This is a genomic window from Nocardia sp. X0981 (assembly GCF_977089955.1).
Genome location: NZ_OZ372435.1, coordinates 2,093,329 through 2,110,665, shown reverse-complemented (window position 1 = coordinate 2,110,665; position 17,337 = coordinate 2,093,329). Strand labels below are relative to the sequence as shown.

Sequence of the window (17,337 nt, the reverse complement as noted above, 5' to 3'; positions counted from 1 at the left end):
GATGCAACAGTGATCTAGGGACCTCTACATGAGTGACCTAGGGAGACCTATGCTGGGAGGCATGGACAACAAGGAACGTGCGCGACCGAAATACCAGGTCATCGCCGATGACCTCCGCGCAAAGATCAAGTCTGGAACCTATGCACCGGAGGCGCAGATTCCCACGAAAGCCGTACTGGGAGAGCTGTACTCGGTCGCGCCCGGCACGATCGATCGCGCTCTGGATGTCCTACGAGACGAAGGACTCACCGAGACGCTTCACGGAATCGGAACATTCGTCGTCGCGAGCCCCCCGGAGAACGACGACGCAGAGGATCTACCCGCGCGCGTCGCCCGCCTGGAAGCCCAGATGCAGGACGTATACGCCAACCTCGGCATGGCTCCACCCGCAGCGCAGCCCGCAGGCAAGAGCCGACAAGCGGGGTAGGGGCATGGATTCGAATGTGACCGACCTCCGCACTCGGTCGCGGTACCGGCCCGACTTCGGAACCCTCGCTCGTAACCGCGTAGCCGCTGCACGAATAGCGATGGGCTTGACCGAACGGGAGTTCGCCCGAGTCTTGACCTCACTGGTGGGCCGGGAGATCACCGCAGGACTGGTTTCCTCCTGGGAGACCTCCGTAACCCCGCCGGGCGATGTCGTTATCGCCGCTTCCTCCGTCTCGCCCAACTCCGCGGCCCGGCTCGGCGTGCGTTCCCACAAATTCATCTCGGTTCAGGTCGATCCGGAAGCAGTCAAGCGGATCTGTACAGCCAGCAACGGCGACAGGACGGCACTGCCGATCAACGACCAATGCACTCTCTACGCATGGCCGTTCGGCTCGGTGATCCTGCACCTTGTCGAAGATGTCGAGTTCCCGGACGTGACGAGCTTGGCGTTCTGGCGGTACGAGTCCTACCCCGAAAACCTCGAGTGGGCGGCGGAGCAGGTCAGCGCCTTGACGCAAGCGCCGGCTACCGGCTCTTACGTCCTCAGTTTCTATTGGGTGCACTCGCCCATCTGGTCCGGCCGAATCCTCGACTCGGCGCTGAAGATCATCTGCTCACCGCGAGTTCTCCTCGAATCCGATCGAGACGCAGCCGGTGCCGAGCGCGAACTACTGGCCGAAGGCTTCGAGCACGGCGATATGAGACCGTTCGGCGTGCAGGGTGTTTCCCTGGGCTACGCGTCGTGGTCCGGCGTCGTGTACCACGCCTTCGACGACCGCGCCCTTGCCGAAGAGCAGATCGTCGCCGTAGAACTGGATGTTCAGTCGATCTGGAGTTACTGCGCCCATATCGCAGACTCGATCGAGCAAGGTCAAGAACCCCGGATCGAGCCCGGGTACGGTTCGGCGTTCATCCGCGCTTCTCGATCGCGGCTGCTGACGCCACGTCCCCAGGAGTCCGACGCGCACCGCTCGATGCGTGACGCCATCGTCCAAACCAGCGGTCTTCCATTGCATCTGACGAATGCCATGGAGACCTTGAAGGATATCGGAGCGAAATGAATACACAGTCGGCTCTTCTCGTCATCGACGTGCAGAACGGGTTCGTCAACGAGCACTCACGCCACGTCGTCCCGATCATCCGAGACCTTGTCGAGCAGTGGACCAGGGCCGGACACGCCGCGCTTTTCACCCGGTATCACAACTACGAGGGCTCCCCGTATCAGAGGCTCATAGGGTGGAACGGACTTCGCAGCGCACCGCAGACAGATCTGGCGCCCGAGCTCCAGCCCTACGCCGAGACACCGACAGCAAAGGTGCTGGACAAGCGGACCTACACAGCCCTGACCGACGAAGGCCGCGAACTACTGGCCGGGTACACCGACCTGTACCTGTGCGGTATCGCCACCGACGGGTGTGTACTAAAAACAGCACTGGACGCCTTCGACGGCAACTACACCCCCTGGGTCATCGAAGACGCTTGCGCCTCCAACGCCACCAGACACCCCGCAGCCGAAGTCCATCGGTCTGCCCTCATGCTCATGTCTCGCCTCATCGGCTCCAGACAACTCATCCAGTCCACCGACGTGACCGCCGCCCTGCGCAACTCGTCCACTCACCTGCACAGCGCATAGCTGATCTCCCCCGCTCGCTCCACCGCACACACGAGTGTTGCCGAATTTCGCCATACAGGATCAAGGCGCCTGCGGCGGCGCGTGCGCGCCGCCGCCGCGCGACGACGCGCAACGGGTCTTGCTCGTACCTCACCGCCCCGGCGCGTCGGCACGTCGGCGGCGTGCACGCGCTATCAGCAGGCGGCCCACTCCCGGCAGCTCAGACAGCATCGACCCGAGCAGTAGACCGAGACACGACGAGGGCCGAGCCGAATTGCTGAACGGAATTCCCGAGCTCGAATCGGCCGGCATCTGCCCGATCGACGGCTCCCAGTACGCCGACTCTCATACGGTGCTGCCGCACGAGCTCCGCTCGCTTGCCTCATAGACCTGCTGCCGGACCCGCGTACCGGTCACCGAGTGCTGTCCGGTCAGTCGGAACGCTCGGCTTCTCTGCCGATCACTTGGCCGCTCACCAGGTGCGAGTGATCTGCTGAACGAAAGCCGCGGGGAGGTCGGTGGTTATCGCGACCGTTGGCCGCGTGGCCCTGGTCTGGGTTGGCCTGCATTGTGTTCGTGCGCCACTCACGCGTCAAGGGCGCCTGTCGGCGTCACTACGTGATGGCTATCGCCACCCTTGACCCGCGAGCCTCTGCGCACGAAGGGCAGGCCCTACGGGGCAGGCGGGTAGCCAGCCCCCTTCATGCGCAGACCAAGCCAGACCAGGGCCATCGTGACCGGGGTACACCGCCCCAGAACAGAGTCAACTCCAGTCCCAGCTACTCGCTATCGGGCTCCGAGGCCGCTGCTTCGAGCATGGCTTCGCGGTCTGCCGATCGGGCGAGCGCAGCTTTACCCTCTACGGTTCTCTTGAGTCCGGCCTCAAGGCTTCGGCCCGTCGTGATCAAGTCGTCGACGAGCTTGGGCAATGCGGCCGATGTCACGACGATTATGTCCGTCCCACCGATACCGCTCGATGTCTTCATCTGATAGCGCCAGCGGACCGTGCCGCGGTCGATTGGCGTGAGCGCAGGTTGACCGGCCTTGTCAAGGGTGCACTGTACGAGCGGCGCGTCAATCAGCACCACTGGAATCACGACGCTAGGCTCCACCAAGCCAAAAGCATCGAGCGCATTGCGGACACCTCCCGCGGCCTTCGCGGCGGACATCATTGCGCCGAAAGCAACATCTTCATTCCCCCCGTACGCTCGGACGAGTGAATGACCGAAGGGCTTGCAGCCCGAAAGAAGCGGGACCGGATCGTCTTCTTTCAGACCGCTTTGCAGTCGCACACTGGCCCCTTTCGGGCATGTGAACTGCAAGGCTGAGTACAGCGAGCGCGAGGAGCGCTGGCTCAGATCGCCTGAAAACAGGACCCATGGTTTGTCGCGCGCCGACTTGCATTCGATCACCAACACGACGCCCACACCAGTGTCACCCGAGCCTTGGTTCAGCCTGACCATAATGTCAGTCTCGCGCTGTTGACCGGTTTCAGGATCGACGTAGTAGTGACCCAGTGACCAGTCCCCGATAACGCGACCACCCGGTTTCAGAGTCGGATCGTTGTCATCGGTGTTCAGTTGATGTGGCAGTCCACCGGGTGGTGGGTGTGGGTGCAGGCCGCAGCGTACTCGGCCGGTGTGCGGTAGCCCAGCGCCGAATGCCGGTGCCGGTGGTTGTGTTCGTGCTTGAAGTCCGCGATCACCACCCGAGCTTCGAGCAGGCTGGTCCAGTGGTTGCGGTTCAGGCACTCCACGCGCAGGCGCCGGTTGAACGACTCGACGAATCCATTGTTCCAGGGCGTGCCCGGCGGAATATAGGAGATCCCGACCCGATCCTCGCAAAACGATTGCAGTGCTGCAGAAACCATCTCTGGACCGTTGTCGAGACGTAGCGCCTTCGGCGTCCCACGGGCAGCGAAGACCCGCTCCAGTTCGGCCACCAGACGCTCGCCGGTGATCGACCGTTCGACCAGGTGCAGCAGTGATTCGCGGGTGTGCTCGTCGATCATCGACGCGATTTTCACCGCACGCCCGTCGACGGTGGAATCGAACTGGAAATCCAGCGCCCACACCACCCTCGGCGCATCCGCATCCACCGCCGGCACCGACGAGATCCCGGCACGTTTACGCGGGTGATGCGCCCGCACCTGCAGGCTCTCTTGTCGCCAGAGCCGGTGCACCCGTTTGATATTCACCCGATGGCCTTCGTCGAACCGCAGAGCTGCCCAAGCCCGGCGGAACCCGTGGCATGGGTGTTTGGCCGCATAACCACGCAGCCAGGCCCGCGCCCCGGCGTCGGGATCAGTCGGTGTCTGCGCGGTCGGCAACCGTCGATAGGTGGAGCGGGCGAGCCCGACAACTTTGCACGCGAACCTCTCGGACATGCCCATCCGATCCCGGAGCATGTCCACGGCGCGTCGCTTGGCCGCCGGGCCTAGAATTTTCCCTTGCTGATCTCCCGCAAGGCGTCTTTCTCCAGCTCAGCGTCGGCGAGCAGCCGCTTCAATCGGGCGTTCTGTTCCCGCAGCTCCTTGAGTTCTTTGGCGGCATCGGTGTCCATCCCGCCGTACTGGCGGCGCCAGTTATACAGTGTCGCCGCCGAGACCCCCAAGTCAGCGGCGATCTGCTCGCCGGTCAAGCCCTCCGCGGCCAGATCATCGGCGCGCCGCAGCTTGCGCACGATGTCCTCCGCGGAATGCCGCTTGCGTCCAGCCATGGTTCCTATCGTCCCTTCTGGCCCTCACCAGGGCCAACAGGACTCTAATTCCGGCCGGTCGCATTCACGGGGAGCAGGTCACCAGCGCTGCGAAGATGTCTCTGGAGTGAAACTCCCGGGCTGTACGCATCTCAAGTGGGTAGCCCTGAGATTCCAGCCACTTCGTGAGACTCCCGATGAGACCTTCTGGCTGAGTCACGCTTGTCCCCTCCGATCAACTGCACCGCCTTGCCGGACAGCGTATCTGGTCAGGCTGCTCGCATTGGGCTACGACGAAACAGGGAAGGGAAGTCACCCGGACATGCGAAATCGGCGGGGAGCATCGTCCACCGCCGGTCCGCAACTGGTCCGCAGAGCCGCCGTCTACGGCCGACCGCCACCAACGAGCCCAACGAACAATGCCCAGGTCACGCCATCGCAGCCAACGATGCCAACACCGACCATTCCCCGCAAAACGGACATTTCCCGCTCTCCTAAAGCGGGTGTCGCAGGTTCGAATCCTGCCGAGGGCACAAACCTGCGACAACGTTTCCGCAGTTCAACGGCTTCGCCCCTGTAATCCCGCCGAGCCTGCATCATGAAACCGCAGGTCAGGCGTATTGCTCCGTGTGCCGTCTAGGGCACAGCGAACATGGGAACGCACATCGAGCCTGAGTGGCGGCCGGTCCAACTTCCCTGCACTCTCCACCGCCACAATCACTCTCTCAGCGGCATTACCGTGGGTTACATCCGGGCGGTTCTCGACGCCGATCGAAGCCCACTGCTGCAACCCATTTGTCGGCAACAGACATCCTCTGGCAAAGGTCGGCATGGCCGGAAGGGGTTAGTGGCTCCTCGGCGTCTTGGTTATTCGGTGGGTGTGGGATTGGGTTCGGCTGAGGATTAGCGTCCCTTGCGGATGAGGGCGGTGAGTTGTTCGCCTTCGGTGGGGGTGAGCGGGCCGAGGCCTTCGGGTTCGGCGACACCGAGAGCGGTGGCGAGGCTGCGTCCGTTCAGGTCCAGGGCTGCTTCGGACAGAGTGGTCAAGTCGGTGATGGCCGCGCGTGCTTGAACCCATCCGGTCGCACCGATGCCGATTCCGATGAGCGACGCGGGCCACCACAGGGCGCCGAGGAACAGGTAGGGCCATGCCCAGGTAGCGGTGGCCGTGGCGGCAGCGAATGTTCCGTTCGCGGTGGTGATCTCAGTGCGGGCGGTGTCGGGAAGTACCAGCCAGAGGCGGGGCCAGGCGAAGCTCAGGTCGATGCCGTAGCGGTTATGGGCGATAGTTTCGAGGGCGTGGATGCGGTCGCCCATCCATGTGGGTCTACCTGGCTCGGCCAGGGCTAGTCGGTTGACTTGCTCGGCGGCGGTGTCGATCTGGTGTTGCTGCTCCGAGGTGCGAGATGCTGGCAGATGGGTCCGCTGCAGCGTGCGTCGGTGGTTCACCCGGGTGTGCCAGCGGCGTCGACGGCTTTCGACCCGCTTGCGCTGAAGTGGGGCCAGCAGGCGGGGCCAAGGGCCCAGCCATATCATCCGGGTCATCCCCGCCAAGGCCTGCACGGCCAACCCGATGCCCACGGCGGCCAGCAGCACTGCGACCATCACCACGGCCTGGCTACCGGCGGGCTGGCGGGCCATCCATGCGGCGGCATCGGAGACGATTGTGCGTAGCCGGGTGTAGTCGAGGGCATGATTCCGGAGCACCGTTGGTGACGAGGCAGATCCGATGCTAATTGCCGCAGCAGCGATCGCTCAACGGCGTGGCGCAACTCCGAGGTCGAGCTCGCTCACGCCGGTTACGGACTAAACCGGTCCAGCAGGCCGAACCGGTCCACGACTTCACCGTCGGCCCCGAATCCGGCGACCCGATTACCTAACGAGCGTTGCACGACAAGAAATTAGCTCTGTGACCCCCACATTCGGTCACGCTCGGCTTCTAGCCGTACGGCCAAGTCTTCCGGGATGGCAAGCTCTCTAGCGTCGAGATCGACCTCATCCCATCGAAGACCGACCACAAATTCAACCACATCCCGGTGCAACCGCTTATGCGACGGCATAGTCTGCAGGTCGAACTGTTTGAGTACCTCATTTGTCAGCATCGTGATTAGAACAGTGCTACTCACATCGCCATCGGGACTGGAAGCCAGTTCTTCAAATTTTTCCATCCCCTCATCGGACTCACGTAGATGCTCCAGCACGGTTACCAAGTTCTGGTAGGGGTCTTCTGTGCCGCCAGAAGCATCAAAGAGCTGAGCTGGGTCGTATCCGTCTCGATGCGCTGCCACGACAGCCTCGGAGAATACGAGCTTCGCGAATTCTATGTAGAGATCGGGGGTATCTCCCGCAATGCGCTCGACTTCCACCCATGCGTCGGTGAGCGTCGTATTGGGTGTCGCACCCTCACGAATCGGCAGAACATAACGCTGGAGAATGTAGGCTACGAGATCGCGGAATGACTCCGGTTCAATCGTTTCGTTTCCGGACTCCAGCCTCTGAAAGAAGTTCGCGAACCCCCCGACCGATGACGAAAGTTCAGCTGCTACATCGTTGGTGACAACCTCACGGACCTCCGCGAGATCGATCATGTCGCATAGTATCAAACGGACCAGGTCTGCAAACAAGTCCGAGTAGCCTGCTGCCACAATATTGTCCCGCAGCGACTTTACGATGTCGGCGTCCAGATCACCCAAAGCGATATCGCCGAGCACAGGCCTCATGACAGCTTCGATGGCATCTTTCGCTGCGACCATAAGAAGGTCAAAGCCCTTTTTATCCCGCTTGTATTTGCCGGATTTATTCCTTTTCTTCTTACTCAATTGTTAGATTCCGTTCTGTTTCGTCCGATGGCCCTGTCTCGATCAGGCAGCGATGGTGGTCAGGGTATGGAATCGGATCCGGAACTCTTCGGCGTCGCTGCCGGAGGTGCTGAGCGCAAGGTGATGTACTGGCCGCATCTCGTTGACCAGCCGCAGGGATTTCACGGGTCCTTCGAACAGGGCGAGGGCGGTGAGCCCTTCGGCCAACGCGGCCCGGGTATCGCCGAGATCGGCCAGAGAAGCGGCATAGTAGGCGCGGTATGACGCCTCGTCGCGTAGGGGATGCCGGCCGGAATGGATGGTGTCGTGGTAGATCCCGGCGGCGGTGTCGTATTCACCGAGATACCGGCGGGCGTGGGCTTCGATGGTGCGAATCTCATCCGCGGTGATGTAATGCAGCCGGACCGGATCGTCCGGGTCGTCCAGGCCCCGGTCGACCTGCCGCCAGGCGGCGGCGAGCGCGCGTTCGCATTCGCGGCGGTCTCCGACCGCGGCGTAGGCGACGCCTTCGCGAGCGGCGAGGATGGCTTGCAAGCGGGCGGAGCGATCACTGCGGCTGCGGTCACTGGCCCGCAGGCTCAGCTGCAACGCTTCGCGCATTCGGCCGGCGGTCCATGCCTGCTGGCGTAGTGCATCGATGATGTCGGCGGCAACGGAGTCGTCACCACTGCGTTCGGCCAGGATCAGGGCATCTTTGTAGCAGCGGGCCGCCGTGGCTTGGTCACCGCTGTCGTAGGACAGCCAACCGCTCACCAGTCCGAGATCAGCGGTCACGGCGGCCAGTTCGGTGCCGGTCGTGGTGTCGTAGTCAGCGTGGTCGAGCAACCGCTGCGCGGTGGCGAATTGATCGACCGCGGCTTGAAGCATGCCGCCGCTACCGAAATCGTTGTCGTGGGCCCACAGCCGATCCGCAGCCGCCGCAAAATACCGGACATGGTCGGACCCGACCAGTCGGGGCGTCGCTGGTGCGGCAGCGTTGGCCGGTGAGGCGGTGGCGGTGAGGGCCGCGCCGAGGATGAGGGCGCTGACCTGCCCGAACTGTCGACGGTCCACATCGGCTCCTTGATAGTCGGTGATTTCGATGTTCCCAACCTCAGGGGTTTGGAGCAAGGCCGGCAGCAATGCCAGCCGCGGGATACCGAGTGCGTCGGCGGCACGTCCGAGCTGGTAGACATCGCACAGCGTGGCGACCTCGTCGCGTTCGATCCGACCCACATGGGTCCGGTTCCAATGCATGAGTTCACCGAACCCGGCCTGAGTGAGCCCGGCGGCCTTACGGACCAGCTTGAACGCACGGCCGGGTCGGCCCTGAGCCAGGGCAGCACGGAATTCTGATGTGTCCCACGCGAAAACCGGGTCATTCATGGCCCCACCACCTATTTGACCTGCACTGATTCCGTCACTATGGCAGAGACTGTATGCCGGAGCCGTGATTGTCGACCGCATATTCTGCACATTCGCCCGCCCGGTATATGCGCTCGCCCAACAGTATTGGCTCGGTGCAGGCTTGATACCAGCATCAGGTGCCCGGGAGCGTGCCCGAGCGTCGGGATTCGGAGCTGGGCTGAGCGGTTCTCCGAATTCCGGCCGCCGACCTGGGACCTTGGGCACCTGATGCCTTCCAACCACAGGCAGATAAGGCGGTGGAGGATGACAACCGAAGTCGATTGTGTGATCGTCGGCGGTGGGGTCACTGGTCTGATGACTGCGGCTCGGCTCGCAGAATCCGGCCGGCGGGTACGGCTTATCGAGCGCGACCTACTCGGGTCGGGCGCGACGACCAGCAACCACGGACTAATTCATTCCGGAGCGTTATACGCGCGGTGGCATCCCGAAATCGTCGCCGCCTGCCGACAAGCACAGGTTGCCTACCGGGCCTCGTTCCCCGACTGCCTTGTCACGGCCGAATCGTGCTGGTACTTCGCGACCGTGAACACGCTGCACAACTACCAAAACCTGTGGTGCAGGCACGATATCGTCCATCACACAGTCGATCCTCGTGATCTCGGCACGGTCTTCCGAACCGAGGCCCGCGACATCGCGGCCTGCGCGATCGACGAGGTTGTCCTCGACACCCGCGCGCTGCTGACAGCGCTGGCCGCTCGATGCATGGACCTGGGAGTCGAGGTGTCGGTGGGGCTCACCACCGACCAGATCCTCATCGACAAAGGCCGGGTCCGTGGCGTATTCACCGGTGACGGAGTGGTGCGGGCCCGGCAGGTGGTGGTGTGCGCAGGTATCGGCACCCGGGACCTGCTCGACCGCGCTGGCTCGGTGGTCGGCGCAGAGCTGGCCTCGCGGCTGGAGATGCTGACCGCCTATTCTGGCGCCCTGACCCGCCCGGTCATCGGCTTGGAGTTCGGATGGCCGGCCCTCGCGCCCGCCGCTGTCGTCGGCACCGTGCTGGCTTCTCGTTACGGCGGAGCACAACGCACGGTGGAGCGGCGCGGGCGCTGGCCCGTTCCGACTGCGGAAGCCGCCGCGCTCGACGGGGAACTGGCCGAGTGGATTGCGCCGGGAGTAATCGACCATGCCGAGCCGGTCGCGTGGGTGTGTTCGAAGACCGAACACACGATCCGCGACCAGGACCAGTGGGGTACCTCCCCGAACTACACCGTCATCGACCATCAACGGCGTGAAGAGATCGGCGGGCTGTGGACCGTACTACCAGGAAAGATGACCCTGGCGTTGCACGCCTCCCGTGACGTGGCCGCAGCGGTCACCGGTGAGACGCAGCCTCTGGGCTTGGCGCCCACAACGCTTCGCGATCTCGACGGTGCCCGCGAACTCGTCGGGATCTCGCCGTGGGCGGTCCACCAGGAGGTACAGGCACAATGATCGTTCCGTTCGCCGCGGCTCTGCCCGAGACCGAGGTCCGCGTCGCACTCGCAGCCATCGAGGAAATCCTGCGGTCCGGGAACCTCGTGCTGGGCCGCCACACCGAAACCTTCGAGGCCGCAGTCGCCGCGATGGCCGGCACCCACCATGCGGTGGCGGTCAACTCCGGATCCACCGCGCTCGAGATCATCTTCCGCAGCCTCGAGGTGTCCGGACGCACCGTGCTGGTGCCGACGAACACCAATTACGCAACCGCAGCCGCCGCCGGCAACGCCGGTGCCCGAGTGCAGCTCTATGACTCCGGCCTCTACCCAGACCTCGACGATATCGCCGCCCGCCTCACCCCTGACGTTGCTGCGGTGGTGGTAGTCCATATCGGCGGCTACCTCAGCCCAGACCTCCCCGAACTCGCACGGATTTGCGCCCGCGCCGGGGTGCCGTTGATCGAGGACGCCGCCCACGCCCATGGCGCGCACCAGGCGGGTACACCGGCAGGCGGGTTCGGGCTGGTGGCGGCGTGGTCGTTCTTCGCCACCAAGGTCATCACCACCGGCGGCGAGGGTGGCGCGCTCACCACCAACGACCCCGACGTGGCCGCATTCGCCCGCCGAGCCCGCAACCAGGGCAAAGACGACAACGGCCGGCACATACTCGCCGGTAACAGCTGGCGGATGACCGAGATCGGCGCCGTGATCGGCAGCGCTCAACTCGAGCACCTTACCCGCGACGTGGATGCCCGACGAGAGGTTATCGACCGCTACGCCGCGGAGCTGGCGTCACCGGGTCTGACCTTCCCGACCGTTGCTCCCCAAGGTCAGGTAAGTGGCCATAAATGCGTCACTCTGCTCGGCGAGGGCATCGACCGCACGGCTTTCCGCGCGGCCGTCGCCGAGCACGGCGTGGCCTTGGCCCGGGGAGTCTACGAGCAGCCACTGCACGGCCAGCCGGTGTTTTCCGCCTTCAACGTCACCGACGCATTTCCCTCCGCTGACGACTTCGCTGACCGCCACGTCTGTCTACCGCTGTGGCGGAGCATGGACAACGAAACCATCGAACAGGTGATCACCGCGGTCGAGGCCGCGATCGGCGGTTAGTTCGCAGGGTTGGGGCAGCCCGGCAAAGAATCGACGCATTCTCGGAACGCCCACACGGCGGAGGCGGGCGCGGACCCGCGAAGTCGTGGGATCGCGCGGTGGGACTCGATTTCCTGACTCAACTCGATGCCATGCGGTTCGAACATCCGTGGTTGGACGAGGCATTCGCGGAAGAGTCCCGCAGGCAGAGCACCCGAGTGGCCGATTTCGCGCTGGTACTCCTGACCTGACAACCTGCAGGCCAGCCCAGCGACGGACCTGGTAGTAGTTCGGCGATCGCTCCTCGACGAGCGAACGAATTCGTCGCGTGGTAACAGCGGCCGAGACCGCGATACGGCGACTAATGCGCCGGAGCCGGGCCCATCTGGCTCCAGTCGAACCCGAGCTCGCCCTTGTCGGCGATAATCGTCTCCCACCAGTCCCTATGCTCGACATACCAGGCCACGGTCTCCGCAATTCCGGCCTCGAACTCGTGTTCAGGTCGCCACTGGAGATCGGTCTCCAGCTTGGCGGGATCGATGAGGTAGCGGCGGTCGTGGTTCGGCCGGTCGGGGATGTGTTCGATCCACTCCTGCGGATCCAGGTCGAGCGCGGTCACGACACGACGGGCGATATCGAGGTTGGTGACCTCACAGCGTGCGGAGATATCGAAGATCGGCAGCAGTCCCGGGTCGGTGCCCGCAGCGGCCGGAATCGGTTCCAGGTCGGCGTGCAAGACGCGGTGTACCGCAGAGCAGTGGTCGGCCACGTGTAGCCAGTCCCGTGATTGCAACCCGTCGCCGTAGACCGGTACCTTCTTGCCCCGCAGCAGATTCGTCACCGCGAGGGGGATCAGCTTCTCCGGCAGCTGATACGGACCGTAGTTGTTGGCGCAATGCGTCATCCGGATATCGAGTTCCGGGTAGGTCGCCATGTAGGCGCGCACGATCTGGTCCCCGGCCGCCTTCGCCGCACTGTAGGGCGTCTTGGCGTTCAACGGGCTGCGCTCGGTGAACCAGCGCTGGCCCGCCGCCAGCTCCCCGTACACCTCGATCGTCGACACGTGCACATGCGCAGTCACCCCGACGATGCGGCTGCATTCGGCCATCACCTGCGCACCCAGCGCATTCGACCGCATGAATGCGCCAGGTCCGAGGATCGCGCGATCATTGTGTGATTCGGCGGCGAAGTTCACCACGTAGTCGGGCCGGTACCGGCGATAGATCGTCTCCATCGCCGCCGGGTCGGCGATATCGACCCGTTCGAAGGTCACCTGGTCGATCACCGGATCCAGGTTGGCCACGTTCCCCGCGAAGCCGACATAGTCCACCGCCACCACCTGCGCGTCCGGTTCCCAGCCGGACAGGAGGTGCACATAGTTTGCGCCGATGAACCCGGCAGCGCCGGTGACGAGGTAAACGGCCATAATCGCTGAGCCTAGCCCAGCCCCACGGATGCGGCTGATATCGCGTGGTCGGTGCCTGTGGAGATCGCAACATCGAGAATCGCGGCCCCGGCCACACTCGTCTACGAGGTACCCGCGGGGTCGTTACTGGTTCTGTCGCGCCTTCCATTCGCGGTGGTTACCCCTCCAGATGGCAAGCAGCAGCGGGCCGTCCTCGGGAGCCCGTCTGGCAGGACAGACATCGAAATGGGTGATTCGGCACTCATCAGTCGGATTAGCACCACCCAAGTTGATCGCGGTGCCATCGCCCGCAACGCGCCAACGCTTGCCCGGCGGGATCTTCGCGGTGGGATAGAACCCCGGTTCCATCAGCAGCCAACGGCCGTTTCTGGTGCGATGCCAGGAGCATTCGGTCTCGCAGTGCTTGCACGCCGTGGGTGTGCCTTCTCTGGCATCGGCCACCGGTGCGACGCGTAGCTGGTCGACGGTCAGCTCGAGGTCGAGTTTCTCCGGCTCCCGGTCCGGGAACTTCACCGCCTCGTCCCAACACTGATCGCAGGTGACCGTCCGCAGCGGAACGGGCCTTTCCTGCGCTCCCTCACTCGCCCCGCAGACGATGCACACCGAGTTACTCACACGAAAGATGGTTGCACGATCGCCTTGAAGGCCAACAGCTTTCAGAGCTATTGCCGATCCGCCCGCCTGAGCCCGAGCATGGCCCTGCAGGGCGCGATTACCTGATCCGAACCGAGACACCAACGACGGACCCGGCGCCTCCTCGGTCGTCACGCCGTAATCGACGCATCAGATACCCCACCAGCACCGCTCTGCGACATCACCTTGAACACATCGACAATGCTAATCGAACCGTCGCCACCCACACGTCGTGCAGCGGCTTCCGTGAACGTCCGGCAATCGGCATTACCGAGGGTTCGAGCATGTCCTTCCTCACAAACCAACTGATACGAGATACTCCCCCGCATGCCGCCCCGTGCAACCGAACCCGTCGAGCCACACCTCGCCAACCGCCGGCCTCGACGGACAAACGGACCAGAAGCAGACTTCGAAATCATCCTCGCCGACGGAGCCGATGCAGAGACACTCACACGACTTCAGGCCAACACCTTCCACGCGATCGCACGATGGCAAGCGGTACAGCAAGACAGCAGCACCACCCACCTATAACTCATAATCGGCTTCGACCACCAACCGCCCACCGGAAAACCACAGGTCATCCCCGCTCCCATGTTCGACGTGCCCCGCCGAGGGCACAACATCCATACAGGTCAGGCGGGATTCTTCTCGAAGTCTTCCAGGCCCGCCGCTCCCCCGTCCGCAGCCAGACCGCAGCGAATTCAGTGGGGGCCGAACCGGTCCCGTCACCGCGTCATCCGGATCGTCATCGAACAGAGCCGCGTAGAAGTCCAGCGTGGTATTCGGCTTATCGTGGCCCAGCATCCGCTGCAGCGCGAGCACCGAGGCTCCCTGCGACACAGCAAGCGAGGCGGCCGTGTGCCGGAGCTCGTGCGGAGTCAGCCCACCCAACTCCGCGGCTTTGCGGCAGCATCGAACCAATCCCGCCGCATGTTCCGCACTCGCAGGACCACACCCTGTGACGAGGTGAAAACCTCCGCGTCATCACTTCGGCTGGCCACACGCTCTTTCATCGGGCCGACCAGAAAGTCCGGGAACGCGACACTTCGTACGCTGGTGATTTTCGGGGGCCAGCACCCGCCGGCCACGCAACCCGAGGGTCTCGCGGCGATGCGCCCTGCCCTTGCAGACACCCGGCTGGGTCCGAACACGAGGGCCCCTGCGTACAGCGGCTCGGCGGGATCCGGCACGCCGACATCTGCGGGCAGCGGACCGAGGGTGGGCGGTGTCGCTGGGCTCCGTCCGCGCAGGCGATCTATCCACGCCATGAGGTAAGCCCCAGCTCTCCGCTCATGCTGCCGCATCCATGACCGCACCTCACGATATTGATCGTCCTTCGCCGGCGCGGTATCTACCCCTCCTGCGCTGCGCCGAGTCCGGTTGTCACCTGGTAACGGGCAGATCACTTCGCCCTGGGCGCACTTGCTTTCCACTTCTACGGTTGGCCACATCTCACCAGAGTTTCATCGCCGAAAACCGGGCCGGCTGGGGCACCGAATCGAACGCCGCACCGGCAGGTTCTGAACGGCGACGCGGTTACAGCAGTGGTGACCCGGGGGGCCGGGATGAGTTGGGTGGTTGTCACGTCGAGGATCGCGGTGGTGTCGAAACCCTCCATATCGGAGCGTAATTCGGGGCTGGTGAGGTACCGCTCGGTGATGGCGGCCGAATCGGAGTCCGCGGGGAACGACAGCGGCCGCTACGCCGAGGCCACCGAACATATGGAGCGCGCCGGGTCGGTGCACGCCGCGGGCTTCCTCCGCCTCGCGCGGGCGGCGACCTGGATCGGCAACGGCACGCTCGGCGACCATCTGGATGAGGTGTATGCCTTCCACGAGGCACTCGACCCCATGGTCGCCGACCTGCTCACACTCGCCCTCCATGCCGCCGGCCGCGGCAGCGAGGCCCACCGTTTCGGCGCGGCACCGGCCCCCATCCGGCGCGACTTCTTCTTCACTTTCCTGACCAGCTTGCGCGCCCTGGCGATTATCGCCTCGAACGACCGCGACGCCGCCGAGCAGACCTACGCGGACCTGCTCCCACACCGAGACGGACCCCCGGCGGGTGCGGAATCCGTGTCACTGGCCCTGCGCCCGGTCGCCCACACGCTCGGCGAACTCGCCCTCTTCCTCGGCCACCACGATGAGGCCGTCGCCCACTTCACCCGGGCCGCCGCCATCGCCGACCGGTGGCACGCCCCCCACTGGTCCGCCGACGCCCGCGCCCACGCCGAGCGAGTTCTCGGCAACCATGTTTCGACCCCGCGGCAACGCTGAACCGCGTTCGGCGGGTGTCCGGAGCGCACCGGTTACAGCGTTCCAAGTCGGCTCCAAGTGCCTTCCAAAACCCCGGGACCATTGTCGAGCTCATCGGAACCGAACCCATAGAGGAGCGAAACATGAGCACACCTACTTTTCGGGCCGCCGTCGTCCGCACTCCGAGCGGACCGGACTCGATCGAGATCATCGACGTCCCGCTCCCCGAACCCGGCCCAGGTGAGGTCGCGGTGGCGGTGGCGGTCGCGCCGGTCAACCCCACCGACCTCGGAGTCGTGGGCGGGTTCTTCCACGAGCTGGGCATGATCAACCAGCCTTCGCACACCGGCCTGGGCTGGGACTTCGCCGGCACCGTGCGCGCCGCCGGTCCGGGCGTAGATATGGCCGCCGGCACCCGGGTCGCCGATGTCGTCCTCGGTTTCGACCGCGACTTCGGTACCTACGCCGAACAACTCGTCGTGCCCGCCGCCGATCTCGCCGTTGTACCCGACGAAATCGACCTGGTCGCGGCATCGACGGTGCCGCTCAGCGGTCTGAGCGCGGCGCAGATCGTCGATCTGCTCGGCGACGCGCCCGCCGATGGCAACCGGCTGCTGGTGACCGGCGCTGCAGGCGCGGTCGGGGCCAACGTTGCCGCGCTCGTACCCGACCGCAGTTGGCGGGTGACCGGCCTGGCCCGAGCCGGGGACGAACAGTTCGTGCGGAGTCTCGGCGCCGACTTCGTAACGAGTGCCGGGATGGGCTGGGACGCGGTCGTCGATACCACGCCCCGGCAGGTATGGGGTCTGGCCCTGGTCCGTGACGGCGGAACCTTCGTCGGCGTCCGGCCCAATATCGTGCCCGCGGCCGAGCGCGGGATCACAGTGAACACACTGATGGCGCAATCGGACGGTCCCCGACTGAGGCAGCTGCTGGCCCGCGCGGCGTCCGGCCGGTTGCCGACTCGCGTCCATGCCGTCATGCCGTTGGCCCGGGCCGCGGACGCCCACCGGGCCATGGCCGAGGGCGGGACGCACGGTCGCTACGTGCTCGAGCCCTGACCGAAGCAGCCACAGCAGAGGTCAGCAACGATGACCGGGAAATACATCGAAGCATCGGCCGGGCGCTTCACATCCTGCCGCTGGAGGAACCGCCCCTTCAACTCACTCCACACCCCGCGTCACCAACGTCACGACCCACAACAACTAGAGATCATCGGGCAACAGGCGGAACGCGGCATGACCAGTCAGCGGGGTAATTGCGCGGTAATCACGTCGGTCGAGTGTCAATACCGCCACGGTTTCGTATCGTTCCGCCAATGAAACATTGGTGGCGTCTGTCAGATCCAGGCGCAAGGCCAGGTATTTGTTCTGCACCCTGCGTGCGACTCGCAACAAGTCCGCCGAGACCGCGGGCACTTCGATGCGTCCGGTGCGCTCTTGCGCCAATAACCAATCATTCACCGCATATGCGGCGCGACGATTGAGGTTTCGAGTGGTGATGTGTTCGACTTCGAGCAACACGAGGGGAGAGACGATGGTCAGCGCCGCCTGCT

At 64.4% G+C, this 17,337-nt stretch carries 16 protein-coding genes, 1 tRNA gene and 1 pseudogene; 9 read left to right on the top strand and 9 right to left on the bottom strand.

Annotation, left to right across the window (positions count from 1 at the left end; all coding sequences use genetic code 11):
• The first annotated feature begins 61 nt into the window (after positions 1-61).
• From ACYR7D_RS09460 to ACYR7D_RS09450, 3 genes are all read left to right on the top strand, one after another.
• The gene (locus ACYR7D_RS09460; protein WP_459549233.1) at positions 62-427 is read left to right on the top strand and encodes a GntR family transcriptional regulator; all 366 of its coding nucleotides are present in this window, start codon (positions 62-64) and stop codon (positions 425-427) included.
• A 133-nt stretch (positions 428-560) separates the two neighbouring features.
• Positions 561-1,490 carry a hypothetical protein gene (locus tag ACYR7D_RS09455; protein ID WP_459549232.1) on the top strand — a complete coding sequence of 310 codons (930 nt, stop codon included), beginning with the start codon at positions 561-563 and terminating at the stop codon, positions 1,488-1,490.
• Positions 1,487-2,062, top strand: coding sequence for a cysteine hydrolase family protein (locus ACYR7D_RS09450; protein WP_459549231.1), 576 nt, complete (start codon positions 1,487-1,489; stop codon positions 2,060-2,062). Before ACYR7D_RS09455 ends, ACYR7D_RS09450 begins: the two co-directional genes overlap by 4 nt.
• A 758-nt stretch (positions 2,063-2,820) precedes the next feature.
• On the opposite strand, the gene ACYR7D_RS09445 is transcribed toward ACYR7D_RS09450, so the two are convergent.
• Both ACYR7D_RS09445 and ACYR7D_RS09440 read right to left on the bottom strand, forming a co-directional pair.
• Entirely contained in the window at positions 2,821-3,504 is a 684-nt protein-coding gene (locus ACYR7D_RS09445; RefSeq protein ID WP_459549230.1) for a hypothetical protein, read from the bottom strand.
• Positions 3,505-3,617: 113 nt separating this feature from the next.
• A protein-coding gene (locus tag ACYR7D_RS09440; RefSeq protein ID WP_459545806.1) for an IS3 family transposase occupies positions 3,618-4,759 on the bottom strand; the annotation gives its coding sequence in 2 pieces (ribosomal slippage) (positions 3,618-4,495 and positions 4,495-4,759; 1,143 coding nt in all).
• A gap of 449 nt (positions 4,760-5,208) precedes the next feature.
• On the opposite strand from ACYR7D_RS09440, the gene ACYR7D_RS09435 reads away from it, so the two are divergent.
• Positions 5,209-5,271, top strand: a tRNA-Ser gene (locus tag ACYR7D_RS09435).
• Positions 5,272-5,641: 370 nt separating this feature from the next.
• Here ACYR7D_RS09435 and ACYR7D_RS09430 read toward each other — a convergent pair.
• The 3 genes from ACYR7D_RS09430 to ACYR7D_RS09420 all read right to left on the bottom strand — a co-directional run bounded on the left by ACYR7D_RS09430 (position 5,642) and on the right by ACYR7D_RS09420 (position 8,922).
• Positions 5,642-6,445 (bottom strand): hypothetical protein, encoded by an 804-nt coding sequence (locus ACYR7D_RS09430; protein WP_459549229.1) that lies wholly within the window; start codon positions 6,443-6,445, stop codon positions 5,642-5,644.
• 194 nt (positions 6,446-6,639) lie between these two features.
• Positions 6,640-7,557, bottom strand: a complete 918-nt coding sequence (locus ACYR7D_RS09425; RefSeq protein ID WP_459549228.1) for a hypothetical protein — start codon at positions 7,555-7,557, stop codon at positions 6,640-6,642.
• A 42-nt stretch (positions 7,558-7,599) separates the two neighbouring features.
• Positions 7,600-8,922 carry a hypothetical protein gene (locus ACYR7D_RS09420; protein WP_459549227.1) on the bottom strand — a complete coding sequence of 441 codons (1,323 nt, stop codon included), beginning with the start codon at positions 8,920-8,922 and terminating at the stop codon, positions 7,600-7,602.
• A gap of 285 nt (positions 8,923-9,207) precedes the next feature.
• On the opposite strand from ACYR7D_RS09420, the gene ACYR7D_RS09415 reads away from it, so the two are divergent.
• The 3 genes from ACYR7D_RS09415 to ACYR7D_RS09405 all read left to right on the top strand — a co-directional run bounded on the left by ACYR7D_RS09415 (position 9,208) and on the right by ACYR7D_RS09405 (position 11,719).
• Entirely contained in the window at positions 9,208-10,395 is a 1,188-nt protein-coding gene (locus tag ACYR7D_RS09415) for an NAD(P)/FAD-dependent oxidoreductase (protein WP_459549226.1), read from the top strand.
• Positions 10,392-11,489 carry a DegT/DnrJ/EryC1/StrS family aminotransferase gene (locus ACYR7D_RS09410; protein ID WP_459549225.1) on the top strand — a complete coding sequence of 366 codons (1,098 nt, stop codon included), beginning with the start codon at positions 10,392-10,394 and terminating at the stop codon, positions 11,487-11,489. Before ACYR7D_RS09415 ends, ACYR7D_RS09410 begins: the two co-directional genes overlap by 4 nt.
• 98 nt (positions 11,490-11,587) lie before the next feature.
• Positions 11,588-11,719, top strand: coding sequence for a hypothetical protein (locus ACYR7D_RS09405; protein WP_459549224.1), 132 nt, complete (start codon positions 11,588-11,590; stop codon positions 11,717-11,719).
• Between the two features lie 110 nt (positions 11,720-11,829).
• Here ACYR7D_RS09405 and ACYR7D_RS09400 read toward each other — a convergent pair whose 3' ends face one another.
• The 3 genes and pseudogenes from ACYR7D_RS09400 to ACYR7D_RS09390 all read right to left on the bottom strand — a co-directional run.
• A complete protein-coding gene (locus ACYR7D_RS09400; protein ID WP_459549223.1) occupies positions 11,830-12,894 on the bottom strand; it encodes a dTDP-glucose 4,6-dehydratase in 1,065 nt (354 codons plus the stop codon).
• Positions 12,895-13,017: 123 nt separating this feature from the next.
• Complete coding sequence (locus ACYR7D_RS09395; RefSeq protein WP_459549222.1) at positions 13,018-13,509, bottom strand: DUF6083 domain-containing protein; 492 nt, start codon at positions 13,507-13,509, stop codon at positions 13,018-13,020.
• Positions 13,510-14,052: 543 nt separating this feature from the next.
• Positions 14,053-14,457, bottom strand: a pseudogene (locus ACYR7D_RS09390) (tyrosine-type recombinase/integrase); the annotation flags it as partial.
• Between the two features lie 671 nt (positions 14,458-15,128).
• Between ACYR7D_RS09390 and ACYR7D_RS09385 the strand changes: the two are divergent.
• Positions 15,129-15,803 carry a hypothetical protein gene (locus ACYR7D_RS09385; protein WP_459549221.1) on the top strand — a complete coding sequence of 225 codons (675 nt, stop codon included), beginning with the start codon at positions 15,129-15,131 and terminating at the stop codon, positions 15,801-15,803.
• Between the two features lie 122 nt (positions 15,804-15,925).
• The gene (locus tag ACYR7D_RS09380) at positions 15,926-16,843 is read left to right on the top strand and encodes a zinc-binding dehydrogenase (protein WP_459549220.1); all 918 of its coding nucleotides are present in this window, start codon (positions 15,926-15,928) and stop codon (positions 16,841-16,843) included.
• 144 nt (positions 16,844-16,987) lie between these two features.
• Here the strand turns inward: ACYR7D_RS09380 and ACYR7D_RS09375 are convergent, their stop codons facing one another.
• A complete protein-coding gene (locus ACYR7D_RS09375) occupies positions 16,988-17,305 on the bottom strand; it encodes a VapC toxin family PIN domain ribonuclease (RefSeq protein WP_459549219.1) in 318 nt (105 codons plus the stop codon).
• Between the last annotated feature and the right edge of the window lie 32 nt (positions 17,306-17,337).